Raw genomic sequence first — 18,770 nt, 5'->3', positions numbered from 1 at the left:
ACAGGATCCAGGGGTCAGGCTGAGGGACCGCCGGATCGCCTGAGGCCTGCCTCCAGCGTCTCCAGCACCTCCTCGGTCACCGGTGTTCCGGGAAACCGGGCGAGACGGTTCAACGGGAGGTTCCCGATGAGGGCCAAGGCGCCGCCGAGTCCGCCTCCGGTACCGCCGTCGTCGGCCGGGTCAGCCGCACCTGCCTCGCCCGTACCGCCCGTTCCCGTACCGCCCGCACCGCTCAGTGCAGCGACCAAGGCACCGGCAGCCTCCGGATTCTCCAGCCACTCCTGGATGGTGGACGAGGTAGTCAGCGCCCGGGCGGGAACCGTGCCGTCCAGGACCGCGGCCGAGGCCAGCCTGATGTCCCGTGAAGAGGCTCCGACTTCCACCCGGTATTCGCCGGCATCGGCCACCCACGCGTTCGACTGCGGATCAAAACGGGACAGGGCCCGGACATCCAGCTCGAACTCCACCCGCCGGCTTTCTCCGGGCGCCAGGGCCAGCTTTTCGAATCCGCGCAGTTCCCGCAACGGCCGCAGCGGACGCTGCTGGCCGCCGTCGTCCTCCGGGGCGCCCGTGTACAGCTGTACCACTTCGGTGCCGGTACGGCGTCCGGTGTTGGTGACTGTCAGCCCCACCCGCACCACCTGCCCGGACCCCGTCCCGGCGCTCCGGACCTCCAGGTCCCTGTACGCAAAGGTGGTGTAGGAAAGTCCGTGGCCGAAGGGAAAGGCAACGTCCAGGCCGCGGGTGTCGTACCAGCGGTATCCCACCAACAACCCCTCGCCGTAGCGGACGGTGCCACCCTCGCCGGGGTAGTTTCCGAAGGCGGGAGTGTCCTGCAGCCGGTGAACCATCGTTTCGGCCAGGCGGCCACCGGGATCGGCAAGCCCGAACAGGACATCGGCGACGGCGCTGCCGCCGGCCTGGCCCGGCAGCCAGGCTTCCAGCACCGCAGGGACGGCCTCCGCCCACCCGGTCTCCACCACGCCGCCGTTGCAGAGCACGACGACAGTCCGCGGGTTGGCGTCCAGGACGGCGGCGAGCAGCGCCAGCTGGGCAGCGGGCAGGTCCAGCGTGGTCCGGTCCCGGCCTTCGGACTCGGCCTCTTCGGGCAGGCCAAGGAAGACGACGGCGGTATCGGCGGCTGCTGCGGCTGCAGCGGCTGTCTCCAGCAGATCATCCGGGTTGCAGGGCGAATCGGCGCCCAGGACATACCCCGGTTCAAAGACCAACTCCGCTGCGGCATCCTGGAGCGCCGTCAGCGCGCTGACCAGCCGGACCGGATTCACCTGTGAGGACCCGCTGCCCTGGTACCGGGGGCGGCGCGCCAGCTCCCCGACCAGGGCGATGCTGCCGCCGGCGTCCAGGGGGAGGATCCCGCCGTCGTTCTTGAGCAGGACCATCGACGCGGCAGCTGCGCGGCGGGCCAGTTCGTGATGGGCGGCCAGGTCCACGGCATCCGGTCCTGTTCCCCGGCCAGTGCTGCGGGATCCATTGTCAGCTCGGTGGACCAGGTCGAGGATCCGGTTCACGGAGGTATCCACCTGCTCTTCGGTGAGGGTGCCGGCCTCCAGCCCCGCACCGAGTTCGCGTGCGCCCAGTCCATTGCTGAAGGGCATTTCCAGGTCCAGGCCGGCGGCGAGCGCAGCTGCGCGGTCCGTGACCGCACCCCAGTCCGAGACCACCACGCCGTCATAGCCCCACGTCCCGCGCAGCACGGTGTCCAACAGCCACGGATTCTCCGTGGCGTGCAGGCCGTTCACTGAGTTGTAGGCAGCCATCACGGTCCAGGGCTGCGCCTTGCGCACCACAATCTCAAACGCCTGCAGGTAGATCTCGTGGAGGGTGCGCAGGTCAACGACAGCATCCACCCGCATCCGGTCCGCCTCCTGGTTGTTGGCGGCGAAGTGCTTCGGGCAGGCCCCCACGCCGGCGGCCTGCACCGCTGCGGTCCAGGCGGCCCCGAGCTCCCCGGCCAGCATCGGATCCTCGGAAAAGTACTCGAAGTTGCGGCCGCACAGGGGAGTGCGCTTAATGTTCAGCCCCGGTCCGAGCAGGACATCCACGCCCTGGGCGCGGGCTTCGTGCGCGACGGCGGTGCCCAGTTCAGCGAGCAGGCTGCGGTCCCAGGAGCACGCCGTGGCACATTCGGCAGGAAAACAGGTGGCCGGCGCCGACTCGCCCGGCGCGGCCTGGCTCTCTTCGTCGGGCCGGCGAAGTCCGTGCGGGCCGTCAGCGAGCACCAGTGACCGGATCCCGCGGCCGGGAACAGCGGCTGTCCGCCACATGTCGGCCCCGGACAGCAGGGCGAGTTTTTCCTCCCGGGGCAGGTTCTCCTCCCGGGGCAGGTCCGGAAACGGTGGGATCTCCATGTGTGCGGCTTCCCCTCTGGCTTGGACCCGTATCCACGGCTCCCTTGCCCGCCCCGAGTCTAAGGCGCCGGCCTGAACTGCGAGAAGGCAGCGGGCCCTGTTCCAACGTCAGCCGGGACCGATAGGGTTCAAATGCGAGCCGTCGCCGGGAAAGGGGAGCTCAGCGTGAAGACCCACCTCGACCGCTACCGGCAGATTGCCGAGATCCTCTACCGCAACGGACTCGGTTACCTGGTGGCTGCCTCGGGCCTGGAGGAGCGGTTGCCGTTCGGCCGCAGACCACGGCCCGGAGACCGTCCGGACGGGCCCGCCAGCCGCCCCGAGTACCTGCGGATTGCCCTGGAAGAGCTGGGGCCCACCTTCGTCAAGCTGGGCCAGCTGCTCTCCACCCGGCAGGACCTGCTCCCGCCTGCGTACCAGGCGGACCTGGCGAAGCTGCAGGACAACGCCGAGCCAGTACCGTGGGAACAGATCGAGCCGGTGCTCACCGGGACACTGGGGGCCGGTGCCCTGCACCGCTTCACGCGGTTTGATACAACACCGCTGGCCAGTGCCTCCATTGGACAGGTCTACTCCGCCGGCCTGCCGGACGGCACCGACGTGGTGGTGAAGATCCGCCGCCCCGGAGTGGACGTGGAAGTGAACCGGGACCTGGACATCCTGCAGGGGCTGGCGGGGTACGCCGGCAAGCACTGGGAAGCTGCCCGGGACTACGACCTCCCGGGGCTGATGGACGAATTTGCCGACACGCTGCGCTCCGAACTGGACTACGCCAGGGAAGCCGCGAATACCGAACGCTTCAGGATGAACTTCGAAGCGAATCCGGCAGTGCAGATTCCAGCCGTCTACCGGGACTACAGCTCCTCAACGGTCCTGACCCAGGAACGCCTCTACGGGCTGAAGGTCACCGACACCGCTGCCATCGATGCAGCCGGAATCGACCGCAAGGCGCTCGCCGTGAAGGCAGCGGATGCCGAAATGAAGATGGTCTTTGACGACGGCTTTTTCCATGCCGACCCCCATCCGGGCAACATCTTCGTGGAATCCGGAGGCCGGATCGGGCTGATCGACTTCGGCATGGTGGGGGAGGTCGATGACAAGCTCCGGGCCCAGCTTTCGGCATTGTTTATCTCGATCATGCGCAGGGACCCGGACCGGATGGCCTCCTCCCTGCTGCGGATGTGTGCCACTGCCAGGCGCCCGGACCGGGTCCGGCTGAGCCTGGACCTGCGCCAGCTCATGCGGCTCTATTCCGGAAAGACCCTGGGCGAGGCGCCGGTGGGACGGATCATCAATGCAGCCCTGGCCATTGTCCGCAACCACCATCTGCAGCTTCCCCGGGAAATGGCGCTTCTGCTGCGCATGCTCATCATGACCGAAGGCATGGGCGAGGTGCTGGATCCGGACTTCAGCATGGGCAACACGCTGGCGCCCTACGCCCGGCGGATGACCATGGCACAGCTGAATCCGGTGAACTTCGCCCGACGCCTGGGCCAGGCGGGAGTCGAAACCCTGGAACTGGGAGCCGAGCTGCCGGACCAGGTCCGCCGGCTTCTGAACACGCTGGACATCGAGGGACTGGAGGTGCACCTGCGCGCCGCGGAACTGCTGCCCCTGGTCGAGCGGCTGGAACGTGTGGGCAACCGGATGGTGGCGGCGATTTTCGCTGCGGCCTTCATCCGGGGGGTGGGGGAACTGACCCTGGGAGACACTGACCGCTGGAAGACCTGGCAGGCGCCGCTGATGACCGCAGGTCTGGCTTCCACCGGCCTGCTGGGCGGGTATTTGGCGTGGTCAGCGCGCAGGCAACGGATTCGGGAGCTGTAAATGGACTTGTCACTGGCCGGAAAGAAAGTACTCGTTACCGGCGGCACCCGCGGCATTGGCCGCGCAGTGGTGCAGGCATTCGCCAGGGAGGGCGCCAGCGTTGGATTCTGTGCGCGCACCGCGTATGAGGTCCACATGACCGAGGAGCAGGTGGCGGCGAACGCCGAAGGCCGGATTGCCGGCTCCACCGTCGACGTCACCCATCAGGGCGAGCTGGCCCGGTGGGTCAGTGACTGTGCACTGCTCTTCGACGGAATCGACATCGTGGTGTCCTGCGCTGCCGTGATGGTCCTGGATGACACCGATGAAACCTGGGGCCTCGCCCTGCAGGTTGACCTGATGGGGACAGTGCGGCTGGTGAAGGCCGCCCTGCCTTACCTGATGGAAAGCCGCACGGCATCAATAGTGGCCGTCTCCGGCGTCGCGGGCCGCGAAGCTGACTTCGCCGCCGGTCCCTATGGCACTGCCAAGACAGCCGTCGTCGGTTACGTGGCAGGCCAGGCGCACCGGCTTGCGGCCCGGGGTATCCGGGCCAATACAGTCAGCGCGGGGCACACCTATTTCCCGGGCAGCTTCTTTGCGATCATGCAGGAAGAGGATCCAGAGGGTTTTGCATCGGCCCTGGGCGCCAACCCGACCGGGCGGATGGGCACTCCGGCGGAGGTGGCCGACGTCGTCGTCTTCGTTGCCAGCCCCCGTGCCTCAAGGGTCACGGGGGCCAACATACTGGTGGACGGCGGACTGTCCCGGGGGATCCAGCTTTAGCGCATGCCCAGCTGTGCGGTGGGAATCTTGTACGTTTCCTTGGCCGTCAGCGCCGATACGGACGCAATCAGGCTGATCGCCGCAGTGAAGAGGCTGATGACCACCCAGCCGCCCGGCTCCAGGCCACCCAGTGCGGCAACGATGGACGGCGCAAAGCCGGCCATGAGGAAGCCCAGCTGGGTGCCGATTGCCAGGCCCGAGAACCGCACCTTGGCGCTGAACATTTCAGCGTAGAAGGATGGCCAGACGGCGTTGGCCGCTGCGTAGCCGCCGGAGAAGACCGCCACGGACAGCACGAACTGCAGGAGCGTGTTTCCCGATTCCATCGACAGCAGGTAGAACGGCATGATCGCGGCGGAGGACAGGGCGCCGTAAATGAAGACGGGCTTGCGGCCGATCCGGTCAGCCAGGCTGCCGAACAGCGGCTGTGTGCCCAGGGCCACCACGTTGCCGGCCACCACCAGCCAGAGGGTGATGTCCTCCTTGACGTTGCCGACTTCCGTTCCGTACTTGATCGCCAGCGTTCCGTACACGGTGGAAACAGCGGCGATGAACGCGCAGCAGATCACGCGCAGCACGTCGCGCCAGTGGTGCTTCAGCAAATCGCCGACGGGGAGCTTGGAAATCTGGTTGTTGGCCTTGGCATCCGCGAAGGTGGGCGTTTCATGCAGGGAACGGCGGATGAAGTAGGTGACTACGACGACGACGGCGCTGAGCCAGAACGGAATGCGCCAGCCGATGCCGTATTTGATGTCATCCGGCAGCGCCAGGACGGGGATGAAGACCAGGGCGGCCAGGATCTGTCCACCCTGGGTGCCGGTGAGGGTCCAGGAGGTAAAGAAGGAGCGGCGGTTTTCCGGTGCGTGCTCGAGCGTGAGGGAACTGGCACCGGCCTGCTCGCCTGCGGCGGAGAGGCCCTGCATCAGGCGGCACAGCACCAGAAGAACAGGTGCCCACCAGCCGATGACGTCGAAGCTGGGAAGGCAGCCGATCAGGAAGGTGGAGGCACCCATGAGGACCAGCGTGAACATCAGGACCTTCTGGCGCCCCACGCGGTCCCCGAAGTGGCCCAGCACCACTGCGCCCACGGGGCGGGCAATGTAGGCGAAGCCGAACGTCGCCAGCGACATGACGGAGGCCTGCGCACTGGAGTCAGGGAAGAAGACAAACGGAAAGATCAGCGCTGCAGCTGTTCCGAAGATGAAGAAATCGTAGTACTCGACGGCGCTGCCCATGAAGCTGGCGGCCGCTGCCTTTTTGGGTGTTTTGGCCTGTGTCTTATCGGCCGGAACAGTCTCGGTCATGGGGGGGGTCTCCTGTTGGCAGGTGCGCTGTTGGTGATTTGGCGCGGTCTATCAACTGCGGCCATTCTCCACTGTGCGCTTAGCGCACACGTGTGCATAATTCGTACAGTTCAAGTAATGTAGCTCACAAGGGTGGGGTGCGGCAACGTGGCCCCCCAGATGACAAACCGGCAGGAAAGCACGGACACGGCGGGCAGCGCCCGGCGGCAGCGGAAGGAACATCGGTGTGAGCAGCCCCTCGGAATCCTATTTGGTCGGCCTCATCGGCGAGGGTGTCACGCCCTCGCTGACCCCGCCCATGCATGAGCAGGAGGCTGGCCAGCTGGGCCTGCGCTACCTCTACCGCCCCGTCGATCTCTCCACGCTGGTTCCGGTGGGTGGCGACGACGGCGGTCCCGGGGACACGGCAGCGCAGCTGCGGGAACTGTTGCACCGCGGCCGCGATCTGGGCTTCAACGCCTTCAACATCACCCATCCCTGCAAGCAGCTGGTCCTGCAGTTCCTGGACGAGGTGTCCGACGACGCCGCGCGGCTGGGTGCTGTGAATACCGTCCTGATCCGGGACGGAAAGTTCGTGGGGCACAACACCGATTTCTCCGGGTTCACCACGGCGCTGGCGGCCGGACTGCCGTCGGCGGCGCTGGACAGCGTGGTCCAGCTTGGCGTGGGTGGCGCCGGTGCAGCCGTGGCCTACGCCCTGCTGAAGGCGGGAGCGGCGGAGCTGACCCTGATCGACCTGGCTCCGGCCAGGGCGCAGGAGCGCGCCGAGGCCCTGGGCCGGCTGTTCCCTGAGGCCCTGGTAACCGCTGCCCCGGCGGCCGGGCTGCCGGCAGCCCTGGCCGAGGCGGACGGGCTGGTACACGCCACTCCGGTGGGAATGCACTCCCATCCCGGATTGCCGCTGGACCTGGACTTGATCTCCCCCGATCAGTGGGTGGCCGACGTCGTCTACCGCCCGCTGGAGACCGAACTGGTCCTGGGTGCGCGGGCCAAGGGCTGCGCGGTGCTCGACGGCGGGTATATGGCCGTGGGGCAGGCCGTTGATGCCTTTGAGCTGATCACGGGCATCCGGCCCGATGCGCAGCGAATGCGGGAGCATTTCCTGGACCTGATTGCACGCGGACTGTAGGGGAGAACCGATCATGCGTACCTCCATTGCCACGGTCTGCCTCAGCGGCACACTCGAAGAGAAGATGAACGCGTGTGCAGCAGCGGGATTCGACGGCATCGAGATTTTCGAGCAGGACCTGCTGGTTTCCCCCTCCAGCCCGGAGGAAATCCGCGATCTGGCTGCAGGGCTGGGCCTGACCTTGGACCTGTTCCAGCCCTTCCGGGACTTTGAAGGCGTGACCGAGGACCTCCTGGCGGAAAATCTGTACCGGGCGGAGGCCAAATTCGAGCTGATGAACCGTCTGGGCACCGACACCATGCTGGTCTGCAGCAACGTCGCCACCGCCACCATCGACGACGACGTCCTCGCGGCCGCCCAGCTGCGCCGCCTGGGCGAGCTCGCCGCCCGTTACGGTATCCGGCTCGCCTACGAGGCACTGGCCTGGGGCCGGTACGTGAACGACTTTGAGCACGCCCAGCGGATCGTGGACCTGGCCGATCATCCAAACGTTGGCACCTGCCTGGACAGTTTCCACATCCTCTCCCGCCGCTGGGATCCGGCCGGAATCGAGAAAATCCCTGCCGAAAAGATCTTCTTTGTCCAGCTGGCTGACGCACCGGAGCTGTCCATGGACGTGCTCTCCTGGAGCCGCCACTACCGGGTGTTCCCCGGTGAGGGCGCCTTTGACCTCACCACCTTCATGGCCCACCTGGTCCGGAGCGGTTACGACGGGCCTGTGTCACTGGAAATCTTCAATGACGTGTTCCGGCAGACCGCCGAGGAACGCACGGCCGTGGATGCCATGCGTTCGCTGATCTGGCTGGAGGAGCGCACCTCGGTTTTCCTGGCCGAACAGGATGCCGAAGCCAACGCCTACCCCATGAAGCTCGCCACGCTGCCGGCAGTGGCCGAGCCGACCGGTTTCAATTTCGCCGAGGTCAAGGCCGAAGAAACCGCCGACGTCGAGGAGCTGCTGTTCCAGCTCGGGTTCCGGTGCGAAGGCAGGCACCGCAGCAAGCCGGTGCAGCTCTGGAGTGCCGGAAGTGCCCGGATGATCATCAACCAGCAGCAGGCCCGCGGGCTGATGCCGGGCATCTCCGCGCTGGGGCTGGATGTCCAGGATCCGCTGGCGGCTGCCTCACGGGCCGTGCAGCTGAAGGCCCTGCCCGTCAGCAGGCGCAGCCAGGCCGACGAAGCCGTTCTGCAGGCAGTCTCGGCTCCCGATTCCACTGAAATCTTCCTTTGCGAATCCACTCCGGACGGCATAGTGGCCTGGGCGGAGGAATTTGGCGCACCGCAGGAGACGGCAGCCGGCTCCGGGCCGGATCCGGCCGGGCTGATCACGCACATTGACCACATCAACCTGTCCCAGCCCTGGCAGCACTTTGACGAGGCGGTGCTGTTCTACGAATCCACCCTTTCGCTGGCGCCCCGGGCCTCGCAGGAAGTTCCGAGCCCCATGGGCCTGGTGCGCAGCCAGGTGATGCGCAACGACGACGGCACGGTCCGGCTGGCCCTGAACATCGCGCCGCTTGCCCTGGAGCAGGGCGGCCCCCGCGGCGGTTCGGACTATCCGCAGCACGTGGCTTTTGCCTGCACCGACGTGGTGGCGCTGGCCCGGCAGGCGCAACAGCGTGGCCTGGAATTCCTGCCGGTCCCGCCCAACTACTATGAGGACCTGCGGGCCCGCTTCCGGCTGGACGGGAATCTGCTGGAGACCCTGAGGTCGCTGAACCTGCTGTATGACCGCGACGCCGACGGCGAATTCCTGCATTTCTACACGGCCACCGTGGGAAACGTGTTCTTCGAGGTCGTGGAGCGCCGGAGCGGTTACGACGGCTACGGCGCCCCCAACGCACCGGTGCGCCTTGCCGCACAGTACGCCCGTTCGCGCAGTGCCGGCAGCGTCCGCAGTGCCGGCAGGGCGGGACGGCGCTAGCCGTGGGGGCCGACGACCCGTACTACGTCAAATCCGTGGAGAAGACCTTCGCGGTCCTTGGAGCCTTTACGCCCGAACACCCCCGGCACAGCGTCAGCTCGGTGGCAGCGGCCGCTGATCTTAGCCGCGCTGCTGCACGGCGGTTCCTGCTGACGCTGTGCGATCTGGGCTATCTCAGCAGCAGCGGTTCCCTGTTTGAACTGGCGCCGCGCTCCCTGGACATCGGCTCTGCCTTCCTGGCCACGCTCTCCCTGCCCACGTTGGCGGAACCCCATCTCAAGGCGCTGGCTGCCGAGCTGGGGGAGACCACCTCACTGTGCATCCTGGACGGTATGCATGTCGTCTATGTCGCCCGGGTGGCACCGCCACGGCTGGTGCACGTTTCCGTGAATGTCGGAACCCGTTTTCCGGCCTGGGCAACGTCAATGGGCCGGGTCCTGATCGCGGCCCTGGAACCGGAAGCGCGTGAGGCCCACCTGAACGCCGTGGAACTGAAGCCCTACACGCCGCACTCCGTTTCGACCCTGGACGAGCTCCGTGCGGAAGTGGAGCTGGCCGGCAGCCGCGGCTGGGCCAGGGTCAGTGACGAACTCGAGGGCGGGCTGCGCGGGGTGGCGGTGCCGGTGTCCCGCTACGGGTCAGTGGTCGCAGCGGCCAATGTGTCCCTGCAGATGCACCGCGATCCGGATGAGTCGCTGGAGGAAACCGTGGTGCCCCTGCTGAGATCGGCGGCGCAGCGCATCACCGCCGATCTCAACATCCGCTGAACGGGCAGCACCTACTGGGCGAAGTCCGTCGCGTTGTAGATGTTCAGGTTCAGCGCCGAAGCCACTTGGGCTACCGCCTTCTGCGCCTTGACGCTGTTGCCCGCCGGATCCAGCGGCGGTGAGAACGCGGCGATGGCCAAGGTGCCCGGCATGATGGCCAGGATCCCCCCGCCCACGCCGCTCTTGCCCGGCAGACCCACTTTGTAGGCCCAGTCCCCGGAAGCGGTGTACAGGCCTTCCATCGTCATTTCCGCCAGGATCGGCGGGACCAGTGACGGGTCAAAGACCTGTTCGCCGCTCACCGGGTTCCGGCCGCGTGCAGCCACGGTAGCCCCCATGGTGGCCAGGTCAGCGGTGGTGACCAGGGTGGAACACTGGCGGGTGTACACCTCGCACGCCTCCATTGGATCCGAATACATGGTGCCGCCCGAATACAACAGCCACGCGATCGCCCGGTTGTGGAAGTTGGTGGACTGCTCCGAGTTGTTCACATCGTCACTCAGGCTGATCCGGCGGCCGGCAAAGGCGCTCTGCATATTGAGGATCTTTGCCCACCGTTCCTCCGGGGAGGCCGCCGGTATCAGTGAGACCGTGGACATGGCACCGGCGTTTACCAGCGGGGACAGCGGTTTGTCCCCGTGCAGTGCCAACGCAATGACGGAGTTGAACGGCTCACCGGTGGGATCGGCCCCCACCTTGTCGTGGAACTCCGGCAGGCCAACGTCCTGCATGGCCAGGGCCATGGAGAACACCTTGGAGATGGATTCGAGCGCAAATTCGAACCGGGCATCACCGGCTTCGAACACCTCGCCGTCTGCCGTCACCACGCATACGCCGAACAAGGCCGGATCCACCGACGCCAGATAGGGGATGTAACTGGCGTTGGCGCCGCCGGTGTCGTTGGCATGGTCGGCGTGGGCTGCCTGGACAGCCTGCCTGATGGCCGCTTTGTCGGGGATCACGGTGCTGCACTTCCTCCCATGGCCGGTCCCGGACGGGGCCGAAGCGGCGGTTTGCCGGCTTCTCCGGGTTGTCCTGCAGCAGGTGCGTCACCGGCTGCCGTGCCCGGTTGCCCCGCGGAGCTTCCGGCAGCGCCGAGCGCCCGGTCAGTCAGCACCGCGGTTGGAACCGAGGACTGTGTCTGCACCCCCGGATGGCGGTGCTCCAGCTCCCAGGTAAAGGGTGCGAAACTGTTGGCCGGATCCCGCCAGTGCGGTTTGCGCAGTGCGTAGATCACCAGGGGAAGGATGAAGAAGAACGCCGCCCCGCCCGCCAGGATGCCCACATAGAGCGCGGGGGATCCGACGGAAATCTGGTCCGGCGGGATGAAGCTGAAGATAAAGGCCATCAGCGAGCCCAGGAAACCGATGCCGCCCACCACCCACATGCCTGCTTCGCCGCCGGGCACCCGGTAGGGCCGGGGCCGGTTGGGCTGGGTGTACCGCAGGTACATGGCGGCCCCGAACATCAGCAGGTACATGATCAGGTACAGGATCACGGTGAGCTGGCTCAGGATCTGGTACGCGGCCTGCACTGAAGGCAGCACCACGTAGACCAGCCCCAGGGCCGTGACCACAAATGCCTGGAAAAGCATGATGTGGACGCCCATGCCGTGCTTGTTGGTGCGCTGCCAGAACCGGGGCAGATAGCCGGCCTTCGCCACTGCGAGCAGGCCGCTGGACGGACCGGCCACCCAGGTCACCACCCCGGCGAGGACGCCGATCAACAGCATGGCCGCAATGATGGGCCCGGCCCAGCCGATGCCGGCCCACTCGAACATGTCGTTGTAGGAGGTCAGCAGGGATTGGGTGAGGTTGATGTCCGCCTGCGGCACCACGAACGCAATGGCCAAGGTGCCCAGCACGAAGATGACCACGGTCCCCAGTGCAGCGATCAGCACGGCGAGCGGATAGTCACGGGTCGGGTTCTTCACTTCCTTGACGTGGATGGCGTTCATTTCCATGCCGGCGTAAAAGAGGAAAATACTCGCCGCCAGCACCACATTGGAGAAGTTGGAGAAGTCCGGAACCAGTTCACCCCAGCCCATCTCGATCTGCGGGGTGTTTCCTGCGAAGTAGTAGGAGAATCCCAGCACGATCAGGACGGCGGCCGGAATGATGGTGCCGACGATGCCGCCCCACTGGGCCACCTTCGAGAACGCGGAGGCGCCCCGGAAGGCGATGAAGGTAGCCAGCCAGTAGACCACCAGCACCACCGCCAGGACAAAGGCCTTGTTTCCCGAGAGCTGCGCATCAAGGTTTTGGTCGGTCCCGGTGTAGGCCAGTGACACGGCTCCAAACGTCAGGACGGTGGGGAACCAGATACTGACCTCGATGAACAGCATGAACATGGCGACGAAGGCCCAGCGCGGGCCGAACGCTTCACCCACCCAGCGGAACACGCCGCCCTGTTCCGGCCAGCCCGTGGCCAGTTCGGCGGCGACGAGGGACACCGGAATAAGGAAGACCACAGCAGCAAGCACGTAGTAGAAGATCGAACTCAACCCGTACTCCGCCTCGGCGGGCAGGCCGCGGAGGCTGACCACGGCCACGATGTTCATGACGGCCAGGGCGCCGATGGTGATTTTGGCTGTCTGCTTGGCCTTGGCTTTCGCCTGGTCGCCCGATGGGACGGATGAGCCGGTCGACGCCGTGGAGTCACTCGATGAAGTGGAATCAGTCATAGGGGCTCAGCTCCTGGGTCTAGTGGTGGAAGCCCGGCTGTTCGGCTTCCTGGGGCATCGGCGACTCAAGCCGGTCGAGGAACTCGGTTTCGGTCCGGATGTCCTGCAGGAGGCTGTCGGCCAGGTCCATGCTGAGACCGTTGCGGACCACGATGCGCTCCACAGTCAGGTTCTCCAGGTTGGAAGGCATTGGATACGCCGGGACGAGCCAGCCCTTGGTCCGCAGCCGGTCCGCCAGGTCGTAGAGGGTCCATTTGTCGGTGTGGCCTTCCTTGAGCCGCCACGCGAACACCGGGATATCCGAGCCGTCGTTCCACAACTCAAAGGCACCCAGCTCTGCAATGCCGGCGGATAGATACCGTGCCACGTCCTGGCAGGCCTGCTGGACCTTGGCGTAGCCTTCACGTCCCAGACGGAGGAACAAGTAGAACTGCAGGACGACCTGTGCCCCGGGCCGGGAGAAGTTCAGCGCGAACGTGGGCATGTCCCCGCCCAGATAACTCACATAGAAGATCAGGTCTTCCGGAAGCCACTGCCGTTCCCGCCAGATCACCCAGCCGAGGCCGGGATACACCAGCCCATACTTGTGACCCGAGGTGCTGATGGAATGCACCCGGCTTATCTGGAAGTCCCATTCCAGCTCCGGCTGGATGAACGGCGCGATCATCCCGCCCGAGGCCGCGTCCACATGGATGTTGATGTCCAGTCCGGTGGAGGCCTGGATCTCGTCCAGCTTGGCCGCGATCTGCTTCACCGGTTCGTACATGCCGGTGTAGGTGACGCCCATGATGGCGACGACGCCGATGGTGTTCTCGTCGACGTATTTCTCCAGCTCGAAGCCGTCCAGGCACTTATGCTCCTCGCTGATGGGAACCAGCCGGGCCTCGACGTCGAAATAGTTGCAGAACTTCTCCCAGCAGACCTGCACAGCCGAACTCATGACCAGATTCGGCTTGTCGGTGGGTTGGCCCTTCGCCTTGCGCGCGTTTTGCCATAGCCGCTTCAGGGCCAGCCCGCCCAGCATGCAGGCCTCGGAAGAGCCGACGGTTGACGTCCCGATGGTGCCGTCCGGATCCGGTGCATGCCACAAGTCGGCGAGGATCGTTGCGCAGTTCTGCTCGATCCGGGCGGTCTGCGGGTACTCGTCCTTGTCGATCATGTTCTTGTCGTACGTCTCGGCGTACAGCTTGTTGGCGTGCTCGTCCATCCAGGTGCTGACGAACGTCGCCAGGTTCAGGCGCGCATTCCCGTCCAGCATGGTTTCGTCGTGCACTATCTGATACGCCGTTTCGGGCAGCATCTGTCCGTCGGCGAGCCTGGTCTTCAGGGCAACCGAGTCCTCGCCGGGACGGGAAAACAACGGGTTTACGCTCAATGAACTTCTGTCGCGTTCAGGCATGGTCCTTGACCTTTCATGGCAGTCTCGGAATCGGAAAACCCGGCCGTAGTGAGCGGCTGCTGTGGCTTTCCGAAGCAGGTTGTGACCTCAGGGGGTAAGGCTGCGCGTGCCCCTGAAACGTTACGCGCGGCCCAAAGGGGTGGCTAGGTTCGGGCGCCCCGGGGACCGTTCGCGACCAGACTTTCGGCCAGTGGGGGTCCGGTTCGGCCCTCTCCGCCGGAGGAGCCGCCCGGACCGTTGAGGCTCCTGAAAGGCCCGCGTACTGTTTGAACCGCAACCGATGAACCACCATCCATCGCCCCTGGCCCGGCAACGCAGTGGCGCCGGTTACCCCAGCGGGGCACACCTGTGAGGAGAAACCCATGGCTGGACTTGCACGGCGTGACCGGTTTGAACTGCCCGAACCGGTCCGCAAATTCTTCGAAGGCGACTGGGAGGTTCCGGCGTTCCCCGTGGAGGAATACCGGGACGGCACCACCATGGTGGTGAAGGCCGAGCTGCCCAACATCGACCCGGACAAGGACCTGGACGTGACGGTGAGCGAGGGCGTTCTGCACATCCGCGGTGAGCGCCGGGAGCAGACGGAACACAAGAGCAAAAACGGCTACCGCTCGGAGTTCCACTATGGCTCCTTCACCCGCGATATTCCGCTGCCCGCCGGCTGCAGCCAGGATAGCGTCTCGGCTTCCTATAACGACGGCGTCCTGGAAGTGAGGATTCCGGTGCCGGACGTCGGTACCTCCACCACCAAGGTGCCCATCTCCCGGGGTTAGCACGGCGGGGGAGATCGGGTTAACCCGGTGACCGGCCGAAAGTATCCGGACTGGGTGGTCATAACCACCCTGGCCTGCGGCGGCGTCGTCGTCTCCCTGGAAAAGACGGCGGTGGTTCCGCTGCTGCCGGAGTATCCCCGGATTTTTGGCCTCTCCAGCGACGACGTCTCCTGGATGGTCACCATCACGCTGCTGACCGCCGCCGTGGCCACGCCGATCGTCTCCCGGCTCGCGGACATGTACGGCAAGCGGCGGATGCTGCTGCTGGCTATGGCGATGATGGTGGCCGGGTCATTAACCGCTGCCGTCGGTGGGACCTTCGCTTGGGCGCTGGTCGGGCGCGGGCTGCAGGGTTTCGGTGGAGCGGTGATTCCGGTGGGGATCAGCATCCTGCGCGATGCCCTGCCGCAGCGCAAAATCGCCGCTGCCGTGTCATTGATGAGTGCGAGCTTCGGGATCGGCAGCGCGTTGGGCCTTCCGCTGGCGGGGCTCATCTATGAGCGGCTTGGCTGGCGGGCAACGTTCTGGGTTGTCGGCGTGATCGCGGCGTTGCTGATCGTAGCCGTGGTGGTGTTTGTGCCTGAATCCCGGGTGCGGAGTCCGGGGCGCTTTGATTACCAGGGAGCGTTCCTGCTGTCCGGAGCCATGACCGCCCTGCTGCTGGCGATCACCAAGGGCGGCGTCTGGGGATGGACCAGCGACCAGGTTCTGGGTTTGCTCGCAGCCACCGCCGTGCTGCTGGGATTGTGGTTTCCCCTGGAGCTGCGCAAGGGTCAGCCCCTGGTGGACCTGCGGACCTCCGCCCGCCGGCCGGTCCTGTTGACCAACGTGGCAGCGGTCCTGGTGGGCTTTTCCATGTACGCGAACATGCTGATCACCACGCAGCAGCTACAGCTGTCCCCGGAAACCGGGTACGGCTTCGGGTTCAGCGTGCTGGTGGCGGGGCTGACCATGATCCCCTCGGGGCTGGCGATGGTGGCTGCGGCACCGCTGTCCGCGCGCGTCACCAACACCTTTGGTGCGAAGACCACCCTGGTGGCAGGGTGCGCCATCATGGCGGCCGGTTATCTGTGCCGGATGGTGCTGGTGCACACTGCCACGGGGATCATTATCGGAGCGGTGATTGTCTCGGTGGGAACGGCCATTGCCATGGCGGCCATGCCGACCATCATCATGAGTAACGTTCCACTTACGGACACCGCTGCCGCCAACGGCGTGAACACCCTGCTCCGGTCGGTCGGGACTTCCACCTGCAGCGCTGCAGCAGCCACCATTCTCGCCTCCATCACCATGGTGGCGGGGGAGAGGGTCTTCCCGGCACTGGATGCCTTCCGCCTGATCTTCGCCCTCGCCGGTTTCGCGGCGCTCGCAGCCACCGGCATTGCCTGCCTGATTCCCCGCTCCACCCGCCGGGAGTCCACCCACCCGCAGTTGCATGCAGCCCCGGGCAGGCACCAGCCGCCACAGGCCGGATCCAAGCAGGAGGTCATGGTGGCCGGTGCCCTGCTTGCCGCAGACGGCCGCACTGCGGTTCCCGGCGGCATCGTCACCGCGCTGGATGAGGACGGCGAGCCGGTGGACTGGGACCGGGCGGGCGACGACGGCCGATACGCCGTCGTTCTGCCGGGGAGCGGGCGCTATCTGCTGGTGGCGACGCAGCGGCAGTGGCGGCCCGTCTCGGGCATCCTGACGGTTCCCGGCGGGGCTGAAGTCGCCAGGCATGACATCAGCTTTTCCGAGCGGCTGGTCTTGACGGGGCAGGTGCGCCACAACCGGCGCCCGGTCGGCGGGGCGCTGGTGAGCCTGGTCGGGCCGGAGAACCGGAACACCGCGGCCGTCCGGGCCGACCGCCGCGGGAACTACGAACTGGAACTGCCCCGCCCGGGGACCTACGTACTGACAGTGGTGGAGCCCGACGGCATCACTACCCACACCCGGCGCGTGCTGCTGCCGGCACCGGGCACCGTGATCGACGTCGAACTCGGCAATGAAAGCCCCACCACCGGGCTGCGGATCTAAGGCCACAATGTCGCCCCGGCCGTTCCGGGGAGACCAAGGGCACATCCCTGTCTTTGGTCCCGGATCGGTTGAGCGCATAGGATCAATCTGGCGTAAAGCGGGTGCGGTGCCCTGGAGCACCGGAGGGGGCCCTGCAATCCGGGTTTGCCGGACTGCGCAAGCTGCGCCGCCGTCCGCCGCTTCGAAGCCCGCGGATGTGGTTTCGAGGGGGAGACGGGACTCCTTTTCCTTTTTGTCTTTTAGTTAGGGTATGTGGTGGATCTCACCCTCATGGTGGCGCTGGTGATCGCGCTTGCTTTATTCTTCGACTTCACCAACGGCTTTCACGACACAGCCAACGCAATGGCAACGCCCATTGCTACCGGCGCGATCAAGCCGAAGAACGCTGTGGCACTTGCCGCAGTCCTGAACCTGGTGGGCGCTTTCATGTCCACCGAAGTCGCCAAGACCATTTCCGGAGGCATCATCCGGGAAGGTGACGGCGGCATCCAAATTACTCCGGTGATGATTTTCGCCGGACTCCTTGGCGCCGTGATCTGGAACCTGATTACCTGGCTCCTCGGGCTGCCCAGCAGTTCCTCGCATGCACTGTTTGGAGGCCTGATCGGTGCCGCCATTGTTGGCGCCGGCTTTGGTTCCGTGGACTACTCGGTGCTGTTGTCCAAGGTGATCCTGCCGGCCTTTATTGCCCCGGCGATTGCCTTGAGCGTGGCGTACCTGGCAACCAGGCTCGCCTACTCCATCACGCGCCGGCACGATGCAGATTCCGGGGACAAGCTGCCCCGCAAGCGCGGCGGCTTCCGCTACGCCCAGATCTTCTCCTCCTCCTTGGTCGCACTGGCCCACGGCACCAACGACGCGCAGAAGACCATGGGTGTCATCACCCTGGTGCTGATTTCCGGCGGGTTCCAGGTAGTCGGCACCGGTCCGGTGTTCTGGGTTGTCGCAGCTTGTGCAGTCGCAATTGCTGCCGGCACCTACGCCGGTGGCTGGCGCATCATCCGCACCATGGGCACCGGCCTGACCGACGTCAAGCCGGCTCAGGGCTTCGCTGCCGAGACCAGCACCGCCGCAGCGATCCTGACCTCGACCCACCTTGGCATGGCGCTTTCGACCACGCAGGTCGCTTCGGGGTCCGTTATCGGTTCAGGCCTTGGCCGCAAGGGCGCCGAGGTCCGCTGGGGAACTGCCCGCCGGATCGCCGGCGGCTGGCTGCTGACCCTTCCCGCTGCCGCCGTTATGGGCGCCGCAGCGGCCGCCGTCGCCAGCATCGGCACGGTCGGCGTGATTATTGACGGCGTCCTTGGCCTGGCCATCATGCTGTTTATCTTCTTCCGGTCCCGCACCAACCGCGTCGGCCATGACAACGCCGTCAGCAACATCGATACCGCCGGGGGAGCCGTACGCATCAAGAAGCGCAAGTCCCGCACCAAGAGCGCCGCAGCGGCCCGCACCAAGAATGCAGACCGCACCAAGATCAAGGAGAACTCAAAGTGAGCATCAACTGGGTTGCCTACCTGATTGTCGCCGGAGTCACCCTGCTGGCCACGCTCGTCGTCGTCGGCCTGTATTCCACCGGTGTCCGCCTCTACGCCGTCGCATCCGACCGCAATCCGGGACCGGAGGCAAAGAACCGCCTGGCCCTGGTCAAGGCCGGCGCGTACGCCTGCTTCGCCGTCTGTGGAGCAGCTGTGCTCTTTGGCGTCTACCTGATCATTCCGGCCCTGCACGGCTAAGGGTTCCGGGTCAGCGCCCTCCGGAGACGAGAGCACGCAAAAGCCCGGCGGAGGCAACCTCAACAACGGTTGCTGCCG

The 18,770-nt window shown here is 65.9% G+C and carries 14 protein-coding genes; 9 read left to right on the top strand and 5 right to left on the bottom strand.

What is annotated here, in order from left to right; genetic code table 11:
- Positions 1–14 precede the first annotated feature (14 nt).
- Entirely contained in the window at positions 15–2,369 is a 2,355-nt protein-coding gene (locus KKR91_RS09640; protein WP_210229040.1) for a beta-glucosidase family protein, read from the bottom strand.
- Between the two features lie 165 nt (positions 2,370–2,534).
- Between KKR91_RS09640 and KKR91_RS09635 the strand changes: the two genes are divergently transcribed.
- Both KKR91_RS09635 and KKR91_RS09630 read left to right on the top strand, forming a co-directional pair.
- A complete protein-coding gene (locus tag KKR91_RS09635) occupies positions 2,535–4,196 on the top strand; it encodes an ABC1 kinase family protein (protein ID WP_210229038.1) in 1,662 nt (553 codons plus the stop codon).
- The gene (locus KKR91_RS09630; RefSeq protein ID WP_210229036.1) at positions 4,197–4,961 is read left to right on the top strand and encodes an SDR family NAD(P)-dependent oxidoreductase; all 765 of its coding nucleotides are present in this window, start codon (positions 4,197–4,199) and stop codon (positions 4,959–4,961) included. It begins immediately after the preceding gene.
- On the opposite strand, the gene KKR91_RS09625 is transcribed toward KKR91_RS09630, so the two are convergent.
- A complete protein-coding gene (locus KKR91_RS09625; RefSeq protein ID WP_210229034.1) occupies positions 4,958–6,265 on the bottom strand; it encodes an MFS transporter in 1,308 nt (435 codons plus the stop codon). The two genes, KKR91_RS09630 and KKR91_RS09625, sit on opposite strands and share 4 nt — an antisense overlap.
- A 226-nt stretch (positions 6,266–6,491) precedes the next feature.
- Between KKR91_RS09625 and KKR91_RS09620 the strand changes: the two genes are divergently transcribed.
- From KKR91_RS09620 to KKR91_RS09610, 3 genes are read left to right on the top strand one after another with little or no spacing between them, the layout of a single operon-like run.
- The gene (locus KKR91_RS09620; protein WP_210229031.1) at positions 6,492–7,394 is read left to right on the top strand and encodes a shikimate dehydrogenase; all 903 of its coding nucleotides are present in this window, start codon (positions 6,492–6,494) and stop codon (positions 7,392–7,394) included.
- A 13-nt stretch (positions 7,395–7,407) separates the two neighbouring features.
- Complete coding sequence (locus KKR91_RS09615) at positions 7,408–9,315, top strand: bifunctional sugar phosphate isomerase/epimerase/4-hydroxyphenylpyruvate dioxygenase family protein (RefSeq protein WP_210229030.1); 1,908 nt, start codon at positions 7,408–7,410, stop codon at positions 9,313–9,315.
- Positions 9,316–9,317: 2 nt separating this feature from the next.
- Positions 9,318–10,082 carry an IclR family transcriptional regulator domain-containing protein gene (locus tag KKR91_RS09610; protein ID WP_210229027.1) on the top strand — a complete coding sequence of 255 codons (765 nt, stop codon included), beginning with the start codon at positions 9,318–9,320 and terminating at the stop codon, positions 10,080–10,082.
- A gap of 11 nt (positions 10,083–10,093) precedes the next feature.
- Here KKR91_RS09610 and glsA read toward each other — a convergent pair whose 3' ends face one another.
- From glsA to gad, 3 genes are read right to left on the bottom strand one after another with little or no spacing between them, the layout of a single operon-like run.
- On the bottom strand, positions 10,094–11,044 hold the full coding sequence (gene glsA / locus KKR91_RS09605; RefSeq protein WP_210229025.1) for a glutaminase A: 951 nt from the start codon (positions 11,042–11,044) through the stop codon (positions 10,094–10,096).
- Positions 11,041–12,765 (bottom strand): glutamine/gamma-aminobutyrate antiporter GadC, encoded by a 1,725-nt coding sequence (gene gadC, locus KKR91_RS09600; protein WP_210229023.1) that lies wholly within the window; start codon positions 12,763–12,765, stop codon positions 11,041–11,043. The genes glsA and gadC overlap by 4 nt, the downstream gene beginning before the upstream one ends.
- A 19-nt stretch (positions 12,766–12,784) precedes the next feature.
- Positions 12,785–14,164, bottom strand: a complete 1,380-nt coding sequence (gene gad, locus KKR91_RS09595; protein WP_210229021.1) for a glutamate decarboxylase — start codon at positions 14,162–14,164, stop codon at positions 12,785–12,787.
- Between the two features lie 362 nt (positions 14,165–14,526).
- Here gad and KKR91_RS09590 point away from each other — a divergent pair, with 362 nt between their 5' ends.
- The 4 genes from KKR91_RS09590 (at position 14,527) to KKR91_RS09575 (ending at position 18,692) form a co-directional block, all read left to right on the top strand.
- Positions 14,527–14,937, top strand: coding sequence for an Hsp20/alpha crystallin family protein (locus tag KKR91_RS09590; protein WP_210229019.1), 411 nt, complete (start codon positions 14,527–14,529; stop codon positions 14,935–14,937).
- A gap of 27 nt (positions 14,938–14,964) precedes the next feature.
- A complete protein-coding gene (locus KKR91_RS09585) occupies positions 14,965–16,956 on the top strand; it encodes an MFS transporter (RefSeq protein ID WP_210229017.1) in 1,992 nt (663 codons plus the stop codon).
- Between the two features lie 255 nt (positions 16,957–17,211).
- Positions 17,212–18,453, top strand: coding sequence for an inorganic phosphate transporter (locus KKR91_RS09580; RefSeq protein ID WP_273544872.1), 1,242 nt, complete (start codon positions 17,212–17,214; stop codon positions 18,451–18,453).
- Positions 18,450–18,692 carry a hypothetical protein gene (locus KKR91_RS09575; protein WP_420481384.1) on the top strand — a complete coding sequence of 81 codons (243 nt, stop codon included), beginning with the start codon at positions 18,450–18,452 and terminating at the stop codon, positions 18,690–18,692. Before KKR91_RS09580 ends, KKR91_RS09575 begins: the two co-directional genes overlap by 4 nt.
- The last annotated feature ends 78 nt before the right edge of the window (positions 18,693–18,770 follow it).

It is taken from the genome of Arthrobacter jiangjiafuii (assembly GCF_018622995.1).
GTDB classification, from domain to species: Bacteria; Actinomycetota; Actinomycetes; order Actinomycetales; family Micrococcaceae; genus Arthrobacter_B; species Arthrobacter_B jiangjiafuii.
This window is presented reverse-complemented; position numbering and strand designations above follow the sequence as displayed.